We start from the raw sequence: 24,406 nt of genomic DNA on the forward strand, positions 1-24,406 counted from the left end.
AACACGCCCAAACGGCAAAAACGACCAGTTTTTCCAAAAATAGCCGAGTTTTCACACACCCTCCGGACTTTGCGGACGTTCACTTGACATGCTGACGAAATCAGGGGCTTCAATACCGAGATTTTCGGGGTTAGACATTCTCAATGGACGAGCATCCGAACATTCATAAGCGCCGGATACGTCTGCTTTATTCGTTGAGAGATGTTCAGCTCGCCCTTAGCGCAGCCGATTTCCTTCGGGAATGTGACCCTGATGCCAAGATCGGTAAAATCGAGCTTCGCCGCTACAAGTGCTACGAAACGACCGCAATCTTAGCTTACGCGCGCCCGTTTTCGGATTCGCGGGGTGGCTTCCCGAAGCTTTCATTGAAGATGATTGATGTTCGACTCGATGACCAAAGCCAAGTGCTGCACGACAAAATTCTAGACCTAAGAAACCGTGTGATAGCACATTCAGATGCCGCGATGATGAGGCTGGCCGTGCGGTTTCGCGAGTTGCACATTGGAAATGGCCAGACGATGGCACACATTGAGACCGCGTTTGACGAGGGGTTGGATTTCGTTGGTTTTGGTTCGGTAACGAAAATGCTGACGCTATTCCATACAGTTTATGACGGGATATTCTCGAAAATACAGGAGGACGCACGCAATAACCCCGGCAAGTATGATTTTCGTCACGACTATCTCGATCCAGATTGCCACTAGTGTGGTGCCGACCGAGCAGCATTCAATTGCTTCAATAAGCACCGACCCGTGTGAGCCGTAGGTCTGCTGTGGACTCAAACCCACCCCACGTCAGCCCATCCCCCAACGCAAAAGGGGCGCCCAATCCCGGGCGCCCCTCTCCATTCCTTGCGGATCAGTCTGGCCCCGCCTCACGCCACCTCGAACTGCAGCGGGCGCACCTGCCGGAAGAACCCGCTTTCGCGCAGTTTCTCCAGCACGTCTTCGGGCGGCTGCTCATCGAGGTAGAGCAGCGCGATGGCCTCCTGGCGGCTGGCCGAGCGGCCAAGGGTGAAGTTGGCGATGTTCACGCCGTTCTCGCCCAGGGTCTGGCCCAGGGTGCCGATGATGCCGGGCACGTCCTCGTTGGTGGTATAGAGCATGTGGCTGCCCACCTCGGCGTCGATGTTGATGCCCTTGATCTGGATGAAGCGCGGCTTGCCATCCGAAAACACCGTGCCGGCGATGGTGCGTTCGCGCGTGTCGGTCACCACTGTCAGCTTGATATAGGCGTCGAACACGCCCGATTTCTCCTGCCGGGTGGTGGAAAGCTGGATGCCGCGTTCTTTCGCAACCACGGGGGCCGAAACCATGTTCACATCGGGGTTGGAGGCCTTCATCACACCCGAGATCACGCCGCAGTTCAGCGCCTCGAGGTTCATGTCGGCCACGCCGCCGTCATAGAGCACGTTGATCGCCTTGATCGGCTCATCCGTCATCTGGCCCACAAAAGCCCCCAGATGGCCCGCCAGTTGCAGCCACGGCCCCATCACGGCGGCCTCTTCGGCGGTGACGGACGGCATGTTGAGCGCGTTCTGCACCGCCCCCGTCAGCAGGTAGTCCGACATCTGCTCGGCCACTTGCAGGGCCACGTTCTCCTGCGCCTCGGTGGTGGCCGCGCCCAGATGCGGGGTGCAGACCACGTTGGGCAGGTTGAACAGCGGGTTCGCAGTGGCCGGCTCTTCCGTGAACACGTCAAAGCCTGCGCCGGCCACATGGCCCGACTTGATCGCCTCGGCCAGCGCGGCCTCGTCGACCAGCCCGCCGCGGGCGCAGTTGATGATGCGCACGCCCTTTTTCGTCTTGGCCAGGTTCTCGGCCGACAGGATATTGCGGGTCTTGTCGGTCAGCGGCACATGAAGCGTGATGAAATCGGCCCGTGCGAGCAGCTCGTCCAGCTCCACCTTGGTCACGCCCAACCGCTTGGCGCGCTCTTCGCTCAGGAACGGGTCATAGGCGATGACCTTCATCTTCAGCCCCTGCGCCCGGTCGCAGACGATCGAGCCGATGTTGCCCGCGCCGATCACGCCCAGCGTCTTGGCGGTCAGCTCGACGCCCATGAAGCGGCTCTTTTCCCATTTGCCGGCGTGGGTCGAGGTGTTCGCCTCGGGGATCTGCCGCGCCACGGCCATCATCAGCGCGATGGCGTGTTCGGCCGTGGTGATCGAGTTGCCGAAGGGCGTGTTCATCACGATCACGCCTTTCTTCGACGCGGCCGGAATGTCGACATTGTCAACGCCGATGCCGGCGCGCCCGATGACCTTGAGGTTGGTGGCTGCGGCCAGAACCTTGTCGCTGACCTTGGTGGCCGAGCGGATCGCCAGCCCGTCATATTCGCCGATCACTTCAAGGAGCTTGTCCTTGTCCTTGCCGATCGTGGGGTCGAAGGTGACGTCGATGCCGCGATCGCGGAAGATCTGCACGGCGGTTTCGGAAAGCTTGTCGGATACGAGAACCTTGGGTGCCATTTTCATGGGCCTCCGATGAATGGGGTCTGTGGGGCCCCCGCAGGCAATGCGGGGACTGGTCATCGTGGAAAACCGGGCTAAAGTGTTTCGGCTTTCCGTTGAAACCCTTTAAACACTTTAACTTCTTGATTTATCACAATTTCGAACCGAAAAAGTCTATCAACTTTTTCTGAAATTGCTCTATGCCCTCAGGATGCCTGTGCGGCGATCTCGGCCTCGAAGGCCCATTCGATCCACGGCATCAGCGCCTCGATATCGGCGGTTTCCACCGTCGAGCCGCACCAGATCCGCAGCCCCGCCGGCGCGTCGCGATAGGCGCCGATGTCATAGGCCACGCCCTCAGCCTCAAGCCGCTTGGCGACGGCCTTGGCGAAGGCGGCACCATCGATGATGCGCGAATCGGTGAACTTGAGGCAGACGCTGGTGGTCGAGGCCGTGGCCGGATCTTCGGCGAGGTTGGCGATCCAGTCGCGGCTGTCGACGAATTTCGCCACCGCCGCGGCATTGGCATCGGCCCGTGCGATCAGGGCCGGCAGCCCGCCGATCTCGCGCGCCCAGGCCAGTGTGACAAGGTAATCTTCCACCGCCAGCATCGAGGGGGTGTTGATCGTGGCGCCTTCGAAGATGCCCTCGATCAGCTTGCCGCCCTTGGTCATGCGAAAGATCTTTGGCAGCGGCCAGGCGGGGGTGTAGCTCTCCAGCCGCTCGACGGCGCGGGGGCTGAGGATCAGCATGCCATGCGCGGCCTCGCCGCCCATAACCTTCTGCCAGGAGAAGGTGGTCACATCGAGCTTGTCCCAGGGTAGATCCATCGCGAAAGCGGCCGAGGTCGCATCGCAAATGGTCAGGCCCTTGCGGTCTGTCGGGATCGCATCGCCACCCGGCAGACGCACGCCCGAGGTGGTGCCGTTCCAGGTAAAGACCACGTCGGCGTCGAAATCGACCTGCGCGATGTCGACGATCTTGCCGTAATCGGCGGTGCGCACCTTGGCGTCCAGCTTGAGCTGCTTGACCACATCGGTGACCCAGCCCGCGCCGAAGCTTTCCCAGGCCAGCATCTCGACCGGGCGCGCGCCCAGCATCGACCACATCGCCATTTCCATCGCGCCGGTGTCCGACGCGGGGACGATGCCGATGCGGTAATCGGCCGGCACGCCCAGCAGTTCGCGGGTTTCTTCGATGGCGGCTTTCAGCTTGGCCTTGCCCACGGCGGCGCGGTGCGAGCGCCCAAGCGCGGCGTCAGACAGTTTGTCGATGGTGAAGCCGGGGATCTTGGCGCAGGGGCCAGAGGAGAAACGCGGGTTGGCCGGCCGCGTCGCCGGTTGTGCGGGTACAGTCATGGTATCCTTCCAGATAAGCGCCCTTCGTTGGGGAAGGGTGTCCCGACACCGCCTTTACGGCGCGTCCGGCTCTGGCGCAAGCGGCAAATCTGCCGTATTGGGCCTGCCGAGCGGCCGAAAACGACAGGCCGGGGCGAAACAATCCACTATCGGAAACCTGCATGTATATCGTGACTCTGCTGACCGACCCGGCCAAACCCTGCCTTGATGGCGCCACTGTCGAGGCCCTGCGCAATGCCTGGGGCGGTGGAGCGGCGGGCTGGCTGGCGCCGGATGTGGCGGCGGAATTTCCTGTGGAGAAAGTGCCCGCGAACCGCTGGGAAATCTGGGAGGAGCTTCAGGCGCGCGGCGTCGATCTTGTGGTGCAGCCCGACGCGGGCCGGCGAAAGAAGATGCTGTTGGCTGACATGGATTCGACCATGATCGAGCAGGAATGCATCGACGAGCTGGCCGATGTCGCGGGTGTGGGCGAACATGTGGCCGAAATCACCCGCCGCGCCATGAATGGCGAACTGGAGTTCGAGGGTGCCCTGCGCGAACGTGTCGCACTGCTGCGCGGGCTGGATGCCGGAGTGATCGAGCAGGTGCTGGCCGAACGGATCAGCTATACGCCGGGCGGTGCCGAACTGATCGCCACGATGCGCGCGCATGGGGCGCACACGGTGCTGGTTTCGGGCGGGTTTACGGCCTTCACCCGCGCGGTGGCGGCGCATCTGGGTTTTGACGAGCAGCGCGCGAACACGCTGCATATCGAAGACGGGCGCCTGACCGGCACCGTGGCCGAGCCGATCCTCGGGCGCGAGGCCAAGGTGGCCACACTGCGCGAGGTCGCGGCGCGCCTGGGCATTGGCACCGAGGATGTCATCGCCGTGGGCGATGGCGCCAATGACTTGGGGATGCTGGGGCTGGCCGGCGCTGGCGTGGCGCTGCACGCCAAGCGCTCGGTTGCCGCGCAATGCGATATCCGCATCAACCATGGCGACCTCACGGCGCTCCTTTTCGTTCAGGGATACACGCAGGCCGAGTTTGGCGGAGCGTAAGCCAGAGGCAAAAGGCGCGTGATCTCGTCCTCCTGCCCGGAGCGTCAGCCGATCATGCTGTCAACGGGCCGGTAGGGGGCGATCCGGGCGGTTTCCGCGCGCAGGCGCCGAGCAAAACCGCAGGCGCGCAGCAATGGCTGGCTGCGTTCGCTGCGGCCCCACAGTCCGCCGGTTTGCAGCCAGTAGCCATCGGGATGAAAGATCATGTGGTGGAAAAGTGTTGTCGGACTGAAGCGAAACACGGTCACGACCGCGCCTGCCGCAAGATGTCTGCGCGCCGCGCGCCGCAGCTTCCGGCCCTGCCAAGTCCAGCCGGCCAGAATGCGCCCGGGCCGTGGCCCGTGGGCGGGCGCGAACAGCCGGAACGGGGCTTGCGGGTCGCCTATGGGCGGCAGGCGCGCGATCTGGCGTTGCTGGCCGTCCGCAACTCCGGCTGCCAGACTTTCGAGAAGCCTTTTCACGTCGCGCGGTTCAAGTCGGCCGGCAACCATATGCTCGAGTGCGCGGCGGCGCTGATCGCGTGCAAGGGCGGCCAGCACCATGTCGTGCCGGGCCGGGGGGGCGTGCTTGCGCAGAAAGACCGCGGTACTGGCGCCGATCTCGAACAGGTCGAGCGGCACCCTGTCGGCCCGTCTGCGGCTGCTGGCGGCAAAGCCATGGTGCACCTGTGCCGTGGGCACGATCGCCGTGATCTGTTCTTCGGCGGCTTGCCGCATGTTCAGGTCTGTTTCATCCAGATAGAAATGAAAGGCGGGGTCGAACCCGCCCATCCGTGCCAGCATCGCGCGGCGGAATGCCATGTTGGTGCCTTCGGTCTTTACCGCCACCCCTGCGCGCCCCTGATGCAGGCTGATTGCGTGGGGGTCAGCCTCAAGCGGCATGGTGCGCCCCAGCGCATCGGCCCAGCCCGCGCGGTGCTGGAACGATATTCCATTGCGCCCACGGACAAACCCGGTCGCGGCGGCGACGCGCTCATCGGTGAAGGCGGTTGCAAGCCGGCTCAGCCAGGTCGGTTCGGGCACTGCATCGTCATCGATGAAGGCGACTATCTCGCCCGCGGCCGCGGCGATGCCGGCATTGCGCGCGCGCGAGATGTTGGCCCATTCGAAAGGCACGGTCTTGACCGCGTCCGCCAGCCCGAGCGACACGAGGGCCGCGCGCCCCTCGGCATCGGCGACCACGACCAGTTCGAAAAATGGATGGTCGAGCTGGGCCACGGCGCGCAGACAGCGGCGCAATTCGGCGGAACGCCCACGGCTGACAATGATCAGGCTGGCGCTGGCCGGGGGGATCATGGCGCGGCCCGGTGCCCCTGTTGGCGAAGGGGATGCAACCGCGCGAATATGGCGCCGCCCCCGCGCATCATGGCGCCTTCAGTTTCACGCCGGGGGCATGGGCGATGAAGAAAGGGTTTTCATAGCCCGGCTTGCCATAGGTAAGCGGCTTGTGATCGTCAAAGCGCACCACCATCCCGCCGGCGCCCAGCAGCACGGCATGGCCGGCGGCGGTGTCCCACTCCATGGTGCGGCCCAGCCGGGGGTAGAGATCGGCCTCGCCCGTGGCAACAAGGCAGAATTTGAGGGATGAGCCGGCGCTGGCGAGATCGCGCACCGCGTAGCCCGCGATATAGGCATCGGTCGCGGCATCGCGATGGGATTTTGACGCCACCACCATCAATGCGCGGTTATCGGGTTCGGAAACGGCCAGCGGGCTTTGCCTGCCGGGGGTCTCGGGGTCGAACGGGCCGCGTTCCTCGACCGCGCTGCCATCGGCGCGGGTGTAGAACATGCGCCCCTTGGCCGGGGCATAGACAATCCCCCGGATCGGCTCGCCCTGATCTACAAAGGCGATGTTGACCGTGAAATCGCCGCGTCGCTTGATGAATTCACGGGTGCCGTCCAGCGGATCGACGATGAGGAAACGGTCCGCACTCTGGCTGTGGGTGGCGGCCAGTTCTTCGGTCACGACCAGAATGTCGGGAAATGCTTCGCGCAGGCCGGCATGGATCAAGGCATCGGCAGCTTCGTCGGCGGCGGTGACGGGGCTGTCGTCGGATTTCGCGCGGATCTCGAAATCGCGGGCCTCGTAGATTTCCATGATGCGATCGCCTGCCTGCAGGGCCAGCCGGCGCATGACCTGCATCAGTCTGTCGAAATTCATCCAATCCTCCTGGCGCGGTGTCGTTCGGATCAGCCGGAGCATTGCGAAAAATCCGGCATCCCCTTATCATCGCCCGACAACGGAACGGCAAGGTTTTCCCCGGAAAATTTCCGGGCCCTTGCAAAGCCGTGGCACGATGGGGCGCGAATGACAGGCATGAACCGCCAGAATTCGGGGCTGGCCGCAGCCTTCAGCATGGCCGAGGTCATCTATCATGCCGCCGTGCGCAGCATCCGCAAGAGCCATGGCAATGCCTTCATCGGGCTGATCCTGAACATCGTGCAGACGGTGCTTCTGGTTGCGGTGTTCTATGCCGTGTTCTCGTTCTTCGATATTCGCGGGGCCGCGATACGGGGTGACTTCCTGCTCTATATCATGACAGGCATCTTCCTGTTCATGTGTCACATCAAGGCGGTGGCGGCGGTGCTGGGGGCCGAGGGGCCAACCTCTCCGATGATGAAGCATGCGCCGATGAACATCATCGTCACGATCTCGGCCGCGGCGCTTGGCTCGCTTTACATTCAGGTGCTGTCGCTGGTGGTGGTGCTGTTCATCTATCATGTCGGCTTCACGCCGATCACCATCTACGATCCGGTCGGGGCCATGGCGATGATGCTGGTCGCCTGGTTTTCGGGCGCGGGGATCGGGGTTGTGTTCATGGCGCTCAAGCCCTGGATGCCCGACCTGGTGCAGGTCAGTTCGCAAATCTACATGCGCGCCAACATGGTGGCCTCGGGCAAGATGTTCGTGGCGAACAACCTGCCTTCGACGATGCTGGTCCTTTTCACCTGGAACCCGCTGTTTCACGCGATCGACCAGGCGCGGGGCTATACCTTTATCAACTACACGCCGATGCACAGCTCGGCCATGTATCCGTTCTATTTCGGCTTGGCCTGCCTGGTGCTGGGGCTCATGGGCACATTTTTCACCCGGCAGCGTGCCTCGATCAGCTGGCAGGGGCGCCGCTGACGCCGCCAAGGCGCGGCCGGACGGCGCGGATGCGACGCCGTGGTCTGGTCCGGGGGAAAATTCGCTGCAATTTCACATCCGCGTGACGGTTGCAGGGGTCTGGCGCCCTCCCTATATACCGCAGCGAAGGATGGACGGGCCGCACGCCCGCCCACAGGGATTGGCGGGCAGGGGCCGAAACGGATCTGTCCGCCTAAACATCGCCGAAGCAAGAGGTAGTAAAAATGGGTAAAGTCATCGGGATCGACCTCGGGACAACCAACTCCTGCGTTGCCATCATGGATGGGGCGCAACCCCGCGTTATCGAAAATGCCGAAGGGGCCCGCACCACGCCCTCGATCGTCGGTTTCACCGAAAGCGAGCGGCTTGTCGGTCAACCGGCCAAGCGGCAGGCCGTGACCAACCCCACCAACACCGTGTTCGCCGTCAAGCGCCTGATCGGCCGCCGGTTCGATGATCCGGATCTGGCCAAGGACAAGAAGAACACCCCCTATGAGGTGATCGACGGCGGCAATGGCGACGCCTGGGTCAAGGTGCGCGACGACAAGTATTCGCCCAGCCAGATCTCGGCGTTCATCCTTCAGAAGATGAAGGAAACCGCCGAAAGCTACCTTGGCGAGGAGGTCACGCAGGCGGTCATCACCGTGCCGGCCTATTTCAACGACGCCCAGCGCCAGGCGACCAAGGACGCCGGCAAGATCGCAGGCCTCGAGGTGCTGCGCATCATCAACGAGCCTACGGCGGCTGCGCTGGCCTACGGGCTCGACAAGAAGGAAACCCGCACGATCGCGGTTTACGACCTGGGCGGCGGCACCTTCGATATCACCATTCTCGAAATCGACGATGGCCTGTTCGAGGTGAAATCCACCAACGGGGACACGTTCCTGGGTGGTGAAGACTTCGACATGCGAATCGTCAACTACCTGGCCGACGAGTTCAAGAAAGAGCACGGCGTCGACCTGACCAAGGACAAGATGGCCCTGCAACGGCTGAAGGAAGCCGCCGAAAAGGCCAAGATCGAGCTGTCCAGTTCCAGCCAGACCGAGATCAACCAGCCCTTCATCTCGATGGATAAGGACACCGGCCAGCCGCTGCACCTGGTGATGAAGCTGACCCGCGCCAAGCTGGAAAGCCTGGTGGGCGATCTGATCAAGAACTCGATCAAGCCGTGCAAGGCCGCGCTCAAGGATGCGGGGCTCAGCGCGTCGGATATTGACGAGATCGTTCTGGTCGGCGGCATGACCCGGATGCCCAAGGTGATCGAGGAAGTGACCAGCTTCTTCGGAAAGGAGCCGCACAAGGGCGTCAACCCCGATGAGGTCGTGGCGATGGGCGCGGCCATTCAGGCGGGTGTGCTGCAGGGCGACGTGAAGGACGTGGTGCTGCTCGACGTGACGCCGCTGAGCCTTGGCATTGAGACACTGGGCGGTGTGTTCACCCGGCTGATCGACCGTAATACGACGATCCCGACCAAGAAAGGCCAGGTGTTCTCGACCGCCGAGGACAACCAGAGCGCGGTGACGATCCGCGTCTTCCAGGGCGAGCGCGAGATGGCCGCCGACAACAAGCTGCTGGGCCAGTTCAACCTGGAAAACATCCCGCCTGCCCCGCGCGGAATGCCGCAGATCGAAGTCACCTTCGACATCGACGCCAACGGGATTGTCAATGTCTCGGCCAAGGACAAGGGCACCGGCAAAGAGCAGAAGATCACCATTCAGGCTTCCGGCGGTCTCTCCGATGACGAGATCGAAAATATGGTCAAGGAGGCCGAAGCCAACGCCGAGGCCGACAAGGAGCGCCGCGAACTGGTAGAGACCAGGAACCAGGCGGAAAGCCTGATTCATTCGACGAACAAGTCGCTGGAAGAGCACAAGGACAAGGTCGACCCCTCCACTGTCGAGGCAATCGAGCTGGCCGTGAAGGCGCTTGAAGAAGCGGTTGAAACGGATGACGCCGGAAAGATCAAGGGCGCCATCCAGAACCTGACCGAAGCGTCGATGAAGCTGGGTGAAGCTATCTACAAGGCCCAGGCAGCCGAGGCCAGCGAGGCAGACGATGCCGAAAGCGGCGCGGAAGAACCCCGCGGCGTGGATGAGGACATTGTCGATGCCGATTTCGAGGATATCGACGACGACAAGAAGCGTTCGTAAGCGCGCATAAAACTGACGGGCCGGCCTGCCGCCGCGGCGCGGGCCGGCCCGATGTTTCACGAAGGGGTCAGGCATGGCAAAGCGGGATTTCTACGAGGTTCTGGGGGTTGATCGCGGTGCTTCGTCCGAGGAGATCAAGAAGGCCTATCGCAAGAAGGCTCGCCAGTTTCATCCCGACAGCAACGCCGATGACCCTGACGCCGAAGCCAAGTTCAAGGAAGTCAACGAGGCCTACGACGCCCTGAAAGACCCCGAGCGCAAGGCCGCCTATGACCGGTTCGGCCACGCGGCCTTTGACGGTGGTATGGGCGGCGGCCCGCGCGGTGCCCGCGGCGGGATGCACCCGGGGGGCGACTTCGCCTCGGCCTTCTCCGATGTGTTCGAGGACCTGTTCGGCGATTTCATGGGCGGCGGCCGCGGCGGCGCCCGGCAGCGCGCCAGCCGCGGCTCGGACTTGCGTTACAATCTGTCGATCAGCCTGGAAGAGGCGTTCACCGGGGCGCACAAGACGATCAATGTCACCACCCTGGCGGAATGCGACGCCTGCAATGGCTCGGGTGCCGAAGGCGGGGCCGAGCCTGTTGCCTGCCCCACCTGCGGCGGCATGGGCAAGGTGCGGGCACAGCAGGGTTTTTTCACTGTCGAGCGTACCTGCCCCACCTGCAGCGGCGCGGGGCAGATCGTCAAGAACCCCTGCAAATCCTGCGCCGGTGCGGGCCGTGTCGAGAAAGCGAACACTCTGGCCGTGGACATCCCGCCGGGCGTCGAAACCGGCACGCGCATGCGCCTTGCCGGCAAGGGCGAGGCCGGGCTGCGCGGCGGGCCGCAGGGTGATCTCTATATATTCATCCAGGTGCGCGAGCATCCGTTGTTTCAGCGTGACGGGGTAAACCTCTTTTGTCGCGTGCCGGTCAGCATTGCGTCTGCGGCGCTGGGCGGCGATGTCGAGGTGCCCACGATCGACGGCGGGCGCGCGCGGGTGAAGGTGCCTGCCGGCAGCCAGACCGGGCGGCAAATGCGCCTGCGCGGCAAGGGGATGCCTGCCCTGCGCGGTGCCGGGCGCGGCGACATGATGATCGAGCTGGCCGTCGAAACCCCGGTGAACCTGACCGCGCGGCAAAAGGAACTGCTGCGCGAGTTCGAGGAATTGAGCGAGGACAACAACCCGGAATCCTCGTCCTTCTTTTCCAAGGTCAAGGGGTTCTGGGACGGGATGAAAAGCTGATCCGCGATCTGCGGCTCGGGTGTTAACCCTTCTTTCACCAAGTGACGCAAACCTGCGGGTATGACCCCGCCTGACGCATTCCATGATGTTGCGTTGCCGCTCTTTCCCCCCGCTGCGGAGAGGGCGGGCGCCGGCGCGGAGGATGAAGCCGCGACGGCAGGGCAGCCTGCCGGGCGTCTGCCGTCCTATATCCGTGATCACCGCAAACGCCTGCGCGCCCGTTTCATGCAAGGGGGCGCGGCGGCCATGCCGGATTACGAATTGCTTGAACTGGTGCTCTTTCGGGCGATTCCCCGGCAGGATGTCAAGCCGCTCGCCCGTCGCCTGCTGGAAACATTCGGCGATTTCAACGCGGTCCTCGCCGCCCCCGCCGCACGGCTGTTATCCGTCCCCGGTGCGGGTGAGGCCGTGGTGCAGGAGCTCAAGATCGTTGAAGCCGCCGCGCAACGCATGGCCCGCGCGCGGGTGCTGAACCGCCCGGTGATCTCAGGCTGGAATGCGCTTGTCGATTACTGCCACACCGCAATGGCCCATCGCGAGACCGAACAGTTCCGCGTGCTCTACCTTGACCGCAAGAACACCCTCATCGCTGATGAGGAACAGGCGCGCGGCACCGTCGATCATGTGCCGGTCTACCCCCGCGAGGTGGTCAAGCGTGCGCTGGAACTCAATGCCTCGGCCCTGATCCTCGTGCACAATCACCCGTCGGGCGACCCGACGCCAAGCAGTGCCGACATCGCCATGACGGCGCAGGTCCAGGCTGCGGCCGAGGCGCTGTCGCTGACCTTGCACGATCATCTGATCATCGGCCGCGAACGCGAGTTGAGCTTTCGCGCCGAAGGGTATCTTTCCGGCCCTTCCCTTTCCCGTTGAACGGCCAAAGCCGCGTCGCCACCGGATGAAGCCGTTATGGCACCGGAACGGGCAACATGGGCATGGCCGGCACCGCCGGTTGCCGCGGCGGCCCGGGTCTTGCCGCTGCGCTGGAGTAGTGCAGGCCCCGGGCATGTTCGCGACCGTGCTGCCTGCAAATTACCGCCAAATTGCCACAACTCGCCCCAAGCGCTGCCCGGGTGATCTGGTGAGACACCTTGACCGGCACCGGGGAGGGCGCGCCGGAGGCATTCTTGCAGTTCTTGAGGAGACATGATGAAACGCTGCGTCACCAAGGCCGTATTTCCGGTTGCCGGGCTGGGCACCCGTTTTCTGCCCGCAACCAAGTCGATCCCCAAGGAAATTCTCACCCTCGTCGACCGGCCACTGATCCAGTACGCCATTGACGAGGCCCGCGCAGCCGGGATTACCGAATTCATCTTTGTCACGTCGCGCGGCAAGAGCGCGCTTGAGGATTATTTCGACGAGGCGCCGGTTCTCGAACAGACGCTTGCCCGCACCGGCAAGACGGCGCTCCTGGAAACGCTGCGCGCGACCAATATGGAAAGCGGTGCCATTGCCTATATCCGGCAGCGGCAGGCGCTGGGGCTGGGCCACGCCGTGTGGTGCGCGCGAAAGCTGATCGGGGATGAGCCTTTCGCGGTGATTCTGCCCGATGACGTGATCGCCGGCGAGACCGGGTGCCTGAAACAGATGGTCGATGCCTATGCCGAAACCGGCGGCAACATGGTGGCTGCGATGGAAGTGCCGCAGGACAAGGTCTCGGCCTATGGCGTTCTCGATCCGGCGGGTGAGCAGGGGGACGTTCTGCGTGCCCGCGGCATGGTCGAGAAACCCGCTGTCGGCGCGGCGCCTTCGAACCTCGCCGTGATTGGCCGTTATATCCTCACCCCGGCGATCCTGCGCAACCTGGAACGGATGCAGCCGGGCGCCGGGGGCGAGGTGCAGCTTACCGATGCGATCGCCGACGAGATTTCCGCCGGCGGCGATGTTTACGGCTTCCGGTTTCGCGGAACACGTTTCGATTGCGGCTCCAAGGCGGGGTTTCTTCAGGCGACGATTGCCTTTGCGCTGGCCCGCGATGATCTGCGCGACGAGCTGTTTGATTTCATCGGTGACGTGATATCGATGCGGCAGGCAGCCCAATAAGGGGCGGGGCGGGAGGTCGTCATGCCTTCTTCAGGCGCAACACCGAAGGCTCGGTTGCTTGACCTGACGCGGCTTGTCTCGCGGGTGGGCCGTGGCCCGTTCACAGGCATCGACAGGGTCGAGATGGCCTATCTCGAGGCGCTCTTGCAGCGGCCCGAGCCTGCCTTCGGGCTGGTGCGTGGTGCGACGGGCCGGCTGCATGGTTTGCTGGCCGGGCACCTGCTGCTTGGTCGCGCGGGGCTGGCCGGGCTGCGCGACCGGCTGGCGGGCCGTGCCGGTTGGGGGCGGCCCGACTGGGTTGCCCGGCTCCACCTGCGGCAGCAAAGCTCGCGCAGGCGCGCGCTGTCCGACCTGCGCCGCATGGCCCTGGCACAAGCCACGACACCCGCGCTGGGCAAGATGCTGCGCCAGCATCTGCCTGCGGGGGTGCTGTATCTCAATGTCGGGCACAGCAATCTAGCCGCCGATACGTTCGCTGCGGTGCGCGAAGTGCCGGACGCGCGGATCGAGGCTTTCGTGCATGATACGATCCCGCTGGATTTCCCCGAATTCACCCGCCAGGGCGAACCGGAGAACTTTGCGCGCAAGCTGCGGATGATCGGAGCGCGAGCCGATCGCGTGATCTATAATTCGCAGGTCAGCCGTGACGCGGCCGAGACCCATTTTGCCCGATGGGGGCGCGTGCCGCCGGGGCTGGTGGTCCATCTGGGGGGCACGCCGGCCCGCCCAGATCCGGCGGCACTCGCCGCGGTACGCCCGGCGGCGCTTAGGCCGGGGCGGCCCTATCTTGTGGTGTTGGGCACCATCGAGCCACGCAAGAACCATGCCTTTCTTCTCGATTTGTGGGAGGGGATGGCCTCAAGGCTGGAGGCTGGCAAAATGCCGGCGCTGTGTATCGCGGGTGCGCGTGGCTGGTGCAGCGCGGCCCTGTTCGCCCGGCTCGATGCAAGCCCGCTCACGGGCAGGCATGTTTTCGAGCTTCCGGGCCTGGGTGATGGCGCGGTCGCGGCGCTGTTGCAGGGTGCTTGCGGATTGCTCTTTCCCAGCCATGTCGAAGGGTTCGGCCTGCCCGCGCTGGAAGCGGCGGCACTGGAGGTGCCGGTGCTTTGCAACGACCTTCCGGTGTTCCACGAGACGCTGGGGGATTACCCGGTTTACGTGCCGACAACCGATGACTATCAATGGCAGCGGCAGATTCTGGCGTTGGCCGGTGGTCAGGTGCCGGTGTCTGGTGGCGGCCGTCCGGCCATTCCCACCTGGGACGAGCATTTCGCGGGCGTGTTCGGCGCTGCGGGACGGTGCCGGGATAACAGCGTTGGCAGGGCAGTTTGAACATTATCGAGAAATACGGCCTGCGGCTTTCGCGTAAGCGCGCGCGATTACGTGCCTACCGCAAGGGGCTGCAATTGCGCAGCGTGGCCGACCGGACGGCCAGGATCGGTGGCCGCGATATCCTTGCCTTCACCACGCTGCGCAACGAAAGACTCCGCCTGCCATATTTTCTGAACTATTACCGCGACCTGGGTGTGAATCACTTTCTGATGGTCGATAACGCCTCGGAAGATGGCAGCCGCGAGTATCTTGCCGAACAGCCTGATGTTTCACTGTGGTCGACTACGGGCAGCTACAAGCGGGCGCGCTTCGGGGTTGATTGGCTCAATCGCCTTCAGATGCGCCATGGTCACGGGCATTGGTGCCTGACTGTCGACCCCGATGAATTCCTGGTCTATCCGTTTTGCGATACCCGGCCTTTGCCCGCGTTGACCGACTGGCTGGAGGCGTCGGCGCTGCGCTCGTTCGGGGCGATGCTGCTCGACATGTATCCAAAGGGGCCGATCGATGCGCACCCCTACCGCGAGGGGCAGGACCCATTCGAGATTGCCTGCTGGTTCGACAGCGGAAATTACACCATTCAGCGCAACCCGCGTTTCGACAACCTTTGGATACAGGGCGGCCCGCGGGCACGTGTCTTCTTTGCCGACGAACCAGCGAAGGCGCCTGCACTCAACAAGATCCCGCTGGTCAAATGGCACCGCCGCTATGCCTATGTCAGTTCGACGCACACCCTGCTGCCGCGTGGGTTAAACCACGTTTATGATGTATGGGGCGGAGAAAAGACTTCAGGTTGCCTTCTTCACGCCAAGTTCCTGCATACATTCGTGGAGAAATCGGCGGAAGAGCTTGAACGGCGCGAGCATTATGCCGGCAGCCGGGAATATCTCGCCTATGACAGGGCGCTGAAAGAGAACCCGGACCTGTGGTGCGAATGGTCCGAGAAATACATCAACTGGCGTCAGCTTGAATTGCTCGGGCTGATGTCAAAGGGAAACTGGGCCTGAAACGCTGAAATGACTGTCGGTTTCATCATGCTGTGTCACACGGCCCTGCACCGCGCCGAACAGGTTGCGCGGCATTGGGCTGTGCAGGGATGCCCCGTCGTGATTCACGTCGACAGGTCGGTTTCGCAGGCCGGTTACGCGCGGATGGTCGAAAACCTCGCACCGTTCGAGAATGTGCGTTTCTGCGCCCGCTATCGTTGTGAATGGGGCACGTTCTCGCTGGTCGAGGCGATGCAGGCGGCCTCCGCGATGATCCTGCGCGAGTTTCCCAAGGTGCGCCATGTCTATGCGGCGTCCGGGTCGTGCATGCCGCTCAGGCCGGTGGAGGAGCTGCGCGCCTATTTACAGGAGCGTCCGCATACCGACTTCATCGAATCGGTGACGACCGCAGATGTCGCCTGGACGGCAGGCGGCATCAGTTACGAGCGTTTCGTGCTCAGATTCCCGTTTTCATGGCGGCGGCAGCGCTGGCTGTTCGACCGGTGGGTCGACCTCCAGCGGCTCTTCGCAATGCGGCGGAAGCTGCCCGAAGGGATCGTGCCGCACCTTGGGTCGCAATGGTGGTGCCTGACCAGGCAGACCCTTTCGGCAATCCTGCAAGACCCGCGCCGCCGGATCTATGATGACTATTTCCGCTATGTCTGGATACCAGATGAATCCTATTTCCAGACGCTGGCGCGGCTATACTCGAACGATATCGAAAGCCGGTCGCTGACCCTTTCGAAGTTTGATTTCCAGGGCAAGCCGCACGTCTTCTATGATGATCACTTGCAGCTTTTGCGTCGGTCCGACTGTTTCGTGGCGCGCAAGATCTGGCCACGGGCTGACAAGCTCTACCGTCATTTTCTGCTGCGCGAGACCGGCACCAGGCCCCGGGCCGAACCGAACCCCGGCAAGATCGACAGACTTTTCGCCAAGGCGATCGAGCAGCGCACCCGTGGGCGCGCGGGCCTGTACATGCAAAGCCGATTTCCCAATCCGGGCTGGGAGAACGGCCGCACCGCCGCGCCCTATTCGGTTTTCGAGGGTTTCTCCGAGCTTTTCGAGGATTTCGAAACATGGCTGGGCAAGATGGCCGGAAGCCGGGTGCACGGCCACCTTTATGCGCCCGATCGGGTCGAGTTTGCTGGCGGGGATCCCGTTTTCAACGGCGCGCTTTCGGCCTCGCCCGCGCTGCGGGATCACAACCCGAATGCCTTTCTGACCAACCTGACCTGGAACACGCGGGGCGAACGCCAGTGCTTTCAGTTCGGACCGCGCGACAATCAGGAAATAAGCTGGCTGATCGCGGGTGATCCCAATGCGCAGGTTTCGGTCATTACGGGGGCCTGGGCGCTGCCATTGTTTCGCGCCAACATAGACTTCGGCGAAAAGCGGCGTGCGGCCGCCCGGCTGCAGCAGATCGAGACAGAGCATGTCCAGGTGTTGCGCTCGCCCCACGTCAAGGCGCGGGTGCGGATCTGGTCACTGGCCGATTTTGTTGCCGCCCCGATGGAGCCGTTGCAACAGGTGCTTGACGAGATCACTCCACGTGCGCTGCACCGGCCGATCGTTGCGCCGCGAATGGTTGACCTGTCAGGTTTCGGACAGTTTCTGCAGAATCTGCGGAACCAGGGGATGCAGCCCACCTTGATGGGCGAGTTCCCCCTGAATGACGAACCGTTCCCGGCCCTGCCTGTGCGCCGCAGGCCCTATCTGGTGAAATGAAGCCGATGCAGCGCCGCTTCGATTATTTCGTGATTCTCGCCGAGATGCGCACCGGCTCGAATTTCCTGGAAGAGAACATTAACGCCTATCCCGGCCTGCGTTGCCATGGCGAATTGTTCAATCCGGTCTTCGTGGGGCACCACAATCAAAGCGATTTCATGGGGCTGACACTGGAAGACAGGGTGGCTGACCCGCTGCCCTTTCTTGCGGCGTTGCGCGTGCAGCCGCAGCTTTCGGGTTTCCGGTTTTTTCACGATCACGATCCGCGCGTTCTGGATGCCTGCCTGCCTGACCCGCGCTGCGCCAAGATCATCCTCACGCGCAACCCGCTGGACTCTTACGTCTCGCTCAAGATCGCAAAGGCAACAGGGCAGTGGCGGCTGACCAATGTGACCCGGCAGAAGACCGCCGCGGCCGAATTCGACCCGGTCGAGTTCGAGCGCCACATGCATCAGTTGCAGGAATTTCAGCTCAGGATTCTGCATGGTTTGCAGGTGAGCGGGCAGACCGCGTTCTACATCGCCTACGAGGATCTGCACGATATCGATGTGCTCAACGGGCTGGCGCGTTTTCTGGGAGAGGAGGCGCAGCTTGATGCGCCTGCCTCGAAGCTGAAAAAGCAAAACCCCGAGCCGATCGAGGCCAAACTGGCGAACCCCGAGGCGCTTTCCGAAGGAATCGCGCGGCTTGACCGCTTCGACCTGGCTCGCACGCCCAATTTCGAACCCCGGCGCGGCCCCGGGGTGCCTGGCTTCATCGCTGCGGCCAAGGCGCCGCTGCTGTTCATGCCGGTGCCCGGCGGGCCGCGCGAGGCGCTGCTCGAGTGGATGGCCGCGCTGGATGGAGTTCAGGCTGATGACCTTCAGCAGGATTTCACGCGCAAGACCCTGGGGGGGTGGCTGCGCGCGCAGCCGGGGCATCGCAGCTTCACCGTGCTGCGCCATCCGGTGGCGCGTGCCCATGCCACCTTTTGCGATAACATCCTGAGCGGTCGCTTCGCTGGCATTCGTGCCGGGCTGCGCCGCAACTATGGGCTGAGCCTGCCCGAGCCGGACCAGCGCGCAGGCTATGATACCGCCGCCCGGCGCGCTGATTTTCTGGGTTTCCTGCGGTTTCTCAAGGGCAATCTGGCGGGGCAGTCGGCCATGCGGGTCGATGCCTCATGGGCAAGCCAGGGGGCCGTTCTGCGGGGCTTCTGTGAAGTTCTTGTGCCCGACCTGGTGCTGCGCGAAGAGTCTCTTGACGCGGCCCTTGGGCCGTTGTCCGAGGCGCTGGACCGCCCCGCGCCGCCAGCCGTCGTGGCCGATCCGCAGCCGGGACTGGCAGAGCTGTATGATGACGAGGTAGAACAGGCCGCACAGGCCGCCTATCAGCGCGATTACACCGAATTCGGCTTTGGCCCCTGGCGCGGATGACAGGCGAAGGGGTGCTCAGGCCGCCTGGCTGGTCGCGCCCTCGGTCAGGATGGCATGAAGCGCGACGGGATCGGCATTCGCCCGCAGCTTGGCGCAGATGTTGCTGTCGCGCATCGTGCGCGAGACCAGCGCCAGCGCCTTGAGATGCTCCACCCCCGAATCGCGCGGCGCGAACAGCCCGAACACCAGATCCACCGGCTGCTTGTCGACCGAGCCGAAGTCGATGGCCTTCTCCAGCCGGAAGAACACGCCGACAACGCGCTCCAGCTTGCCGACGCGCGCATGGGGCAGGGCGATTCCGTGCCCCACCCCGGTGGGGCCCAGGCTTTCACGTTCCTGCAGGCTGTCGACCGCCTCGCTTGCATCCAGCCCGTAAAGGCTGGAGGCCACGTCGGCCAGATCCTGGAAAAGCCGTTTCTTGCTGGTGAGGTGTCCGACGACCCGAACTGCTTCGGGTTTGATCAGGCTCGAAAGTTGCATTCGCCAATCCTGTGTCGCGCCGCGCGGGTCAGCGCGCCAATGCCCTGTTTGGCGCGCGGCTGTCGTGGGGCCGCGCGCTGCACTTGGGCAGCCTGGCGGCTCGTGTCACTTGTCCTGCGGGTCTATCCAGCCGATGTTCCCGTCTTCGCGACGGTAGACGACATTGACCCCACCATGCCTTTCGTTGCGGAACACGAGAACGGGCGTCTCTGCCAACTCCATCTGCATCACTGCCTCTCCGGCGGAAAGTGCGGGAACGCGTGTCTGCATTTCCGCAATGATGATTGGCTGCAGCGACTCCGGCTCAGATTCGTCCCCGTCTTCCGTTGAGGCGAGGATATAGGAGGAAGCGCCGCCAAACTCAACCGGCTGTGCACGGGTTCTGTGATGATCTTTCAGCCGGCGCTTGTAACGGCGCAGCTGTTTTTCCATCTTGTCGCGGCAACTGTCGAAGGCGGCATAGATTTCGGCCGCCTGGGCCTTGGCCTGCGCCGTAAGCCCGGTGGAAAGGTGCACCGTCGCTTCGCACGCATACTGATGGGCGTTGCGTGAAAACACCACGACCGCTTCGGTCGGACGCTGGGCATATTTTCCCACCACCTCGTCGATTTCGGTCCTGACATGCGTCTGCAAGGCATTCCCCACATCGATCTGTTTGCCGCTGATCTGATACCGCATCTTGCCTCCTCACGGTAAGGCGCCGGCCGGGGGCGCTCCCATCCGGGTGCGGCCGGTCGGCAGGCGTGTCGCCAAGGTGGCGCGGACTGCTTGCCTTGCGCGGGTTCACGGCCTCGCTTCGCGTTGCGTGACGCCGTCCGTGCAATGCCGGCAGGTAGCATCCACCTCCGGGTATTTGGCGACAGGTCACCGGGCAATGTCAACGTCTTCCGGGGCAAGAATTGCCGCAATCTTGCGGCAAGCCGGATGGGGGGCATCGCGGCTGCGAAGTCAATGCCGAAAAGTCACGAGATGCGAAAGCTCTGTCCGAGATACACGCGCCGGACATTTTCGTCCTGCACCACCTCGCTGGCGGTGCCGCTCATCAAGACGACGCCGTCGTGCAGGATGTAGGCCCGATCGACGATTTCCAGCGTTTCACGCACGTTGTGGTCGGTGATCAGCACGCCAATGCCGCGCCGGCGCAGGTCGGATACCAGGTTGCGGATATCTCCCACCGCGATGGGGTCGACCCCGGCGAAAGGCTCGTCCAGCAGCAGATACTTGGGTTTTGCCGCCAGACAGCGGGCGATCTCGACGCGTCGCCGTTCGCCGCCGGAAAGGGCGAGCGCGGGTGCGCGCCTCAGGTGGCTGATAGAGAACTCTGACAGCAATTCTTCCAGACGGTCGCGGCGCAAGCGGCGGTCGCGCTCGGTGATCTCGAGCACGGCGAGGATGTTGTCTTCGACGCTGAGGCCGCGGAAAATCGACACTTCCTGTGGCAGATAGCCGATGCCCAGCCGCGCGCGGCGATACATCGGCAAACCAGTAATATCCTGCCCATCGAGCATGACGGTCCCGGCCTCGGGCGTGATCAGGCCGGCTATCGCGTAAAAGCAGGTCGTCTTGCCCGAACCGTTCGGCCCCAACAGCGCGACGACTTCTCCGCGCCCCAACTCCAGGCTCACGTCGCGGATTACCGGGCGGCGGCGATAGCTTTTGCGCAGGCCGATCACTCGCAGGCCGGCATTGCCCCCTGCGATTTCAAGCTCGGGCCGATTCACGGAGTGCCGCCGCTGCCTTGCAGGATCGTGCGCACCCGGCCTTCCATGCGTGCCGTGCCGGCGGTCAGGTCAATCACCATCCGGTCGCCGCTGAGCGCGTTGCCTGCTTCTGTCAGCATCACGTTGCCGCTCATCAGCACCTGGCCGCCCTCGATGTCATAAACGGCGCTTTGCGATTCGGCGGCCTCGTCGCCGCTGACGAGCGTCACACCCCCGTCGGCGTGCATCCGGGCGATGGCGCCACCTTCGTCATACTCCACCCTGACGCTCCCCGCCGAAAGCCGCATTTCGCCCTGGCCTATCACCACATTCCCGGTGAAGATTGCGGTTCCGTCGCCCTGATTGACGCTCAACTCGTCGGCTGTCACCTCGACCGGCGCGGCGGTGTCATGGCTCAATCCGCCGAAGGGCACGCGCGCGCCCTGGGCCTGGGCCAGCGCGGGCAGCAGGATCAGCGCGAGCGCGGCGAAAAGGGAAAAACGGCGATAAGGCATGATTACTCCTGTCTATCAGGCAGATATAGCAGCTTTACCCCGTCTGTGAACACCAGAAGATGTCCGCCTCCGGTGGGGCCGTCTTCGGTGTCAGAGTTGTCATCCGCGGTCAGGATGTCGGTGTGTTTCAGAATCATTCCACCTGCGGTGATCTGCCCCGGAGGGCCTTCGGCGCGCACCGGGGCGTGGCCTTCCAGCCAGGTGCGATCTGTCGCGGCGCTCAGGCGCTCGGTCCAGAGCCGATACCCCGCCGCGCTGCGCATATGTACGGCGCCTTCCAGCTCGAGCACGCCGCCGGCCCGATCCAGATACGCATTGTCGGCGACAATCGTGCTGACCTGGCCCGCGCCGGATTCCATAATCAGTTCGATCATTTCTGCCGACATCCATTCGCCCGGCCCCGCGGGGCTGGCGCGCACGATACGGGCCGCGACCGTCATTGCCGTTCCGTCTTCGGTGACGCTGGCAAAGCGTGGCGCGCCGACTTGTGGGTCGCGGGTCAGTTCATCGACATCGATATCCGCATAAGGCAGGGCGTTGGTCGGTTCGATCTGGCGTGGAAACAGGAATATCGTGGCCAGTATGCCCAACCCGACCAAAGGCAGCAGGATCTTGAGCCCGGCGACAAGCCGGGAATACCGGTTGGATTGCGGGGTCATGTGCGGCCCGGCCCCGGCGGCACCGCCACCCTGACACTGACGGATGCCTGCCGGCAGGCGCCGCGCATGCCGCCTTGATCGGGTGTCGCTCTGGCTAGGGCATTGGTCATCGGTGCCTCGGCACAGCTACGCATATCCAGACGTCCGGCCCCGGCGCGAGCGTCAATGCGCGAAAACATCCGTTTCCGGCCATCCCGCAAGGTCGAGTGCCGCCCGCGTGGGCAGAAAATCGAAACAGGACTGCGCCAGTTCCGAGCGGCCTTCGCGGGCCAGCATTGCATCGAGCGCATCCTTCAGTCGATGCAGATAGAGCACATCCGAGGCTGCATAGGCAAGTTGCGCTTCCGTGAGCGCGCCCGCGCCCCAATCGGAGCTTTGCTGCTGTTTGGAAACATCGATGCCCAGCATCTCGGCCAGCAGAAACTTCAGCCCGTGCCGGTCGGTATAGGTGCGCACCAGCTTCGAGGCGATCTTGGTGCAGTAAACCGGCGCCGTCACCGCGCCGAACGCATTTTGCAGCGCCGCAATGTCAAACCGCGCGAAATGAAAGAGCTTGAGCACGCCCCGGTCGGTCAGCAGGCGTTCGAGGTTGGGCGCGCGGTCCTGACCCTGTGCAATCTGCACCAGGTGGGCCGTGCCATCGCCCGAGGAAAGCTGCACCAGGCAGATCCGGTCGCGATGCGGGTTGAGGCCCATGGTCTCGGTGTCGATGGCCACCACAGGGCCGAGGTCGAGATCGTCGGGCAGATCGTTCTGGTGCAGGTGGATTGTCATTGCGGCTTCCCCGGCTGCTGCAAGGCGCGTGATGCGATGCGCGGACATGGCCGCCCTAATAGGCTGCCCGGCAGGGGCAAGGCAAGCGCGGCGCACGATTTGCATGGGGCAGAGGCCGGTTTTGCGGGTGATTGCCCCTTTCGAGACGGTTCTGGAGGTTGACCACGGGGCAGTAAAGTGGCTCCATGCGGCGCAAAGCTGAACCATAACCTGAGTGGGGGACGAAAACATGACATTCGCCGGAAAGGCCGCAGCGGGGATCGCTGCGCTGACACTGAGTATGGCTGCGGCCCAGGCCGAAACCGTGACCGTGGGCATGATAACCACGCTTTCGGGCGGCGGCGCCGGGCTGGGCGTTGATGTGCGCGACGGCTTCCGGCTGGCACTTGAAAAGTCGGGTAACGAGAACCTGCACCTTGTCGTCGAGGATGACGCGCAGCGCCCCGAACTGGCGGTGCAGATCGCCGAGCGGATGATCCAGTCGGAACGCGCCGATATCCTGACCGGGATCATCTGGTCGAACCTCGCGATGGCGGTGGTGCCCTCGACCGTGGCGCAGGGGGTGTTCTACATCTCGCCCAATGCGGGGCCTTCGGCGCTGGCCGGGGCAAACTGCCATCAGGATTATTTCAACGCCGCCTGGCAGAACGACATGCTGCACGAGGCTGCCGGGCAGACAGCGAACGAGCTGGGCTATGAAAACACCTTCATCATGGCGCCCAACTATCCGGCGGGCACCGATGCGCTGACTGGTTTCAAACGCTATTACGAGGGCGAACTGGCAGGCGAGCTTTTCACCCAGGTCGGCCAGACCGACTATGCTGCCGAGATCGCGCAGATCCGTGCCTCGGAGGCGGATTCAGTGTTCATCTTCCTGCCCGGGGGTATGGGTATCAGCTTCATGCGGCAATACGCCGAATCCGGGGTTGATCTGCCCATCGTCTCGGCGGGTTTCAGCTTCGATCAGGACGTGCTGCCCGCGATGGGTGAGGCGGCGCTTGGCGTGATCAATACCGGGCAATGGTCGCCCGACCTGGACAACGCGGCCAACCGCGCCTTCGTCGAGGCGTTCGAGGCTGAATACGGCCGCCTGCCCTCGATCTACGCCAGCCAGGGGTTCGACACCGCGAACCTGATCCTTTCGGCGATGGAGACGGCAAGCGTTTCGGATCGCGATGCCTTCCGAGAGGCGCTGCGCGCGGCCGATTTCGCCTCGGTGCGGGGCGATTTCGCCTTTGCCGACAACCAGCACCCGATCCAGAGCGTCTATGTCCGCGAGGTGGTCGAGGTGGATGGTGTTTTGCAGAACCGGATCATTGGCACGGCCTTTGAAGAACATCAGGACGTGCACGGCGCCGACTGCCAGATGTGAGCAGTTCTTACACATGACCGGCGCGTGCCCTGACCCGGCGCGCGCCGT

Annotated in this window: 22 protein-coding genes; 12 read left to right on the forward strand and 10 right to left on the reverse strand. The window is 63.6% G+C overall.

Annotation, left to right across the window (positions count from 1 at the left end):
- The first annotated feature begins 143 nt into the window (after window positions 1-143).
- Complete coding sequence (locus DQ229_RS12325; RefSeq protein WP_114966565.1) at window positions 144-704, forward strand: hypothetical protein; 561 nt, start codon at window positions 144-146, stop codon at window positions 702-704.
- Window positions 705-874: 170 nt separating this feature from the next.
- On the opposite strand, the gene serA is transcribed toward DQ229_RS12325, so the two are convergent.
- Both serA and DQ229_RS12335 read right to left on the reverse strand, forming a co-directional pair.
- Window positions 875-2,470, reverse strand: coding sequence for a phosphoglycerate dehydrogenase (gene serA, locus DQ229_RS12330; RefSeq protein ID WP_114966608.1), 1,596 nt, complete (start codon window positions 2,468-2,470; stop codon window positions 875-877).
- Window positions 2,471-2,658: 188 nt separating this feature from the next.
- Window positions 2,659-3,810: a phosphoserine transaminase gene (locus tag DQ229_RS12335; RefSeq protein ID WP_114966566.1), complete on the reverse strand. Its 1,152-nt coding sequence runs from the start codon at window positions 3,808-3,810 to the stop codon at window positions 2,659-2,661.
- 161 nt (window positions 3,811-3,971) lie between these two features.
- Here DQ229_RS12335 and serB point away from each other — a divergent pair, with 161 nt between their 5' ends.
- Window positions 3,972-4,850, forward strand: coding sequence for a phosphoserine phosphatase SerB (gene serB, locus DQ229_RS12340; RefSeq protein WP_114966567.1), 879 nt, complete (start codon window positions 3,972-3,974; stop codon window positions 4,848-4,850).
- Window positions 4,851-4,894: 44 nt separating this feature from the next.
- Here the strand turns inward: serB and DQ229_RS12345 are convergent, their stop codons facing one another.
- Window positions 4,895-6,145: a glycosyltransferase family 2 protein gene (locus DQ229_RS12345; protein ID WP_114966568.1), complete on the reverse strand. Its 1,251-nt coding sequence runs from the start codon at window positions 6,143-6,145 to the stop codon at window positions 4,895-4,897.
- Between the two features lie 67 nt (window positions 6,146-6,212).
- The gene (cysQ, locus tag DQ229_RS12350) at window positions 6,213-7,010 is read right to left on the reverse strand and encodes a 3'(2'),5'-bisphosphate nucleotidase CysQ (RefSeq protein WP_114966609.1); all 798 of its coding nucleotides are present in this window, start codon (window positions 7,008-7,010) and stop codon (window positions 6,213-6,215) included.
- Between the two features lie 147 nt (window positions 7,011-7,157).
- On the opposite strand from cysQ, the gene DQ229_RS12355 reads away from it, so the two are divergent.
- From DQ229_RS12355 to DQ229_RS12395, 9 genes are all read left to right on the forward strand, one after another.
- Window positions 7,158-7,979, forward strand: a complete 822-nt coding sequence (locus DQ229_RS12355) for an ABC transporter permease (protein WP_114966569.1) — start codon at window positions 7,158-7,160, stop codon at window positions 7,977-7,979.
- A 224-nt stretch (window positions 7,980-8,203) separates the two neighbouring features.
- Window positions 8,204-10,129 carry a molecular chaperone DnaK gene (gene dnaK / locus DQ229_RS12360; protein WP_114966570.1) on the forward strand — a complete coding sequence of 642 codons (1,926 nt, stop codon included), beginning with the start codon at window positions 8,204-8,206 and terminating at the stop codon, window positions 10,127-10,129.
- A gap of 73 nt (window positions 10,130-10,202) precedes the next feature.
- Window positions 10,203-11,354 (forward strand): molecular chaperone DnaJ, encoded by a 1,152-nt coding sequence (gene dnaJ / locus DQ229_RS12365; protein WP_114966571.1) that lies wholly within the window; start codon window positions 10,203-10,205, stop codon window positions 11,352-11,354.
- A 60-nt stretch (window positions 11,355-11,414) separates the two neighbouring features.
- Entirely contained in the window at window positions 11,415-12,227 is an 813-nt protein-coding gene (gene radC, locus DQ229_RS12370) for a RadC family protein (protein WP_114966572.1), read from the forward strand.
- A gap of 276 nt (window positions 12,228-12,503) precedes the next feature.
- Window positions 12,504-13,397, forward strand: coding sequence for a UTP--glucose-1-phosphate uridylyltransferase GalU (galU, locus tag DQ229_RS12375; RefSeq protein ID WP_114966610.1), 894 nt, complete (start codon window positions 12,504-12,506; stop codon window positions 13,395-13,397).
- Between the two features lie 21 nt (window positions 13,398-13,418).
- Window positions 13,419-14,729: a glycosyltransferase family 4 protein gene (locus tag DQ229_RS12380; RefSeq protein ID WP_114966573.1), complete on the forward strand. Its 1,311-nt coding sequence runs from the start codon at window positions 13,419-13,421 to the stop codon at window positions 14,727-14,729.
- Window positions 14,726-15,736: a glycosyltransferase family 2 protein gene (locus DQ229_RS12385; RefSeq protein WP_114966574.1), complete on the forward strand. Its 1,011-nt coding sequence runs from the start codon at window positions 14,726-14,728 to the stop codon at window positions 15,734-15,736. The genes DQ229_RS12380 and DQ229_RS12385 overlap by 4 nt, the downstream gene beginning before the upstream one ends.
- Before the next feature lie 9 nt (window positions 15,737-15,745).
- Window positions 15,746-17,443 carry a DUF5927 domain-containing protein gene (locus tag DQ229_RS12390; protein ID WP_114966575.1) on the forward strand — a complete coding sequence of 566 codons (1,698 nt, stop codon included), beginning with the start codon at window positions 15,746-15,748 and terminating at the stop codon, window positions 17,441-17,443.
- A 5-nt stretch (window positions 17,444-17,448) separates the two neighbouring features.
- Window positions 17,449-18,858, forward strand: coding sequence for a nodulation protein NodH (locus tag DQ229_RS12395; RefSeq protein ID WP_114966611.1), 1,410 nt, complete (start codon window positions 17,449-17,451; stop codon window positions 18,856-18,858).
- A 15-nt stretch (window positions 18,859-18,873) separates the two neighbouring features.
- Here the strand turns inward: DQ229_RS12395 and DQ229_RS12400 are convergent, their stop codons facing one another.
- The 6 genes from DQ229_RS12400 to DQ229_RS12425 form a co-directional block, all read right to left on the reverse strand.
- Window positions 18,874-19,338: a PTS sugar transporter subunit IIA gene (locus DQ229_RS12400; protein WP_114966576.1), complete on the reverse strand. Its 465-nt coding sequence runs from the start codon at window positions 19,336-19,338 to the stop codon at window positions 18,874-18,876.
- Between the two features lie 105 nt (window positions 19,339-19,443).
- Window positions 19,444-20,016, reverse strand: coding sequence for a ribosome hibernation-promoting factor, HPF/YfiA family (gene hpf, locus DQ229_RS12405; protein ID WP_114966577.1), 573 nt, complete (start codon window positions 20,014-20,016; stop codon window positions 19,444-19,446).
- Between the two features lie 284 nt (window positions 20,017-20,300).
- Entirely contained in the window at window positions 20,301-21,059 is a 759-nt protein-coding gene (gene lptB, locus DQ229_RS12410; RefSeq protein ID WP_114966578.1) for an LPS export ABC transporter ATP-binding protein, read from the reverse strand.
- Window positions 21,056-21,553: an LptA/OstA family protein gene (locus DQ229_RS12415; RefSeq protein ID WP_114966579.1), complete on the reverse strand. Its 498-nt coding sequence runs from the start codon at window positions 21,551-21,553 to the stop codon at window positions 21,056-21,058. The genes lptB and DQ229_RS12415 overlap by 4 nt, the downstream gene beginning before the upstream one ends.
- 2 nt (window positions 21,554-21,555) lie before the next feature.
- On the reverse strand, window positions 21,556-22,212 hold the full coding sequence (gene lptC, locus DQ229_RS12420; protein WP_114966580.1) for an LPS export ABC transporter periplasmic protein LptC: 657 nt from the start codon (window positions 22,210-22,212) through the stop codon (window positions 21,556-21,558).
- 162 nt (window positions 22,213-22,374) lie between these two features.
- Window positions 22,375-22,986 carry a ribonuclease D gene (locus DQ229_RS12425; protein ID WP_114966612.1) on the reverse strand — a complete coding sequence of 204 codons (612 nt, stop codon included), beginning with the start codon at window positions 22,984-22,986 and terminating at the stop codon, window positions 22,375-22,377.
- Window positions 22,987-23,215: 229 nt separating this feature from the next.
- Here DQ229_RS12425 and DQ229_RS12430 point away from each other — a divergent pair, with 229 nt between their 5' ends.
- Window positions 23,216-24,358 (forward strand): ABC transporter substrate-binding protein, encoded by a 1,143-nt coding sequence (locus DQ229_RS12430; protein WP_114966613.1) that lies wholly within the window; start codon window positions 23,216-23,218, stop codon window positions 24,356-24,358.
- Window positions 24,359-24,406 lie beyond the last annotated feature (48 nt).

Origin of the sequence: Alkalilacustris brevis (genome assembly GCF_003350345.1) — a bacterium.
Classification (GTDB): Bacteria; Pseudomonadota; Alphaproteobacteria; order Rhodobacterales; family Rhodobacteraceae; genus Alkalilacustris; species Alkalilacustris brevis.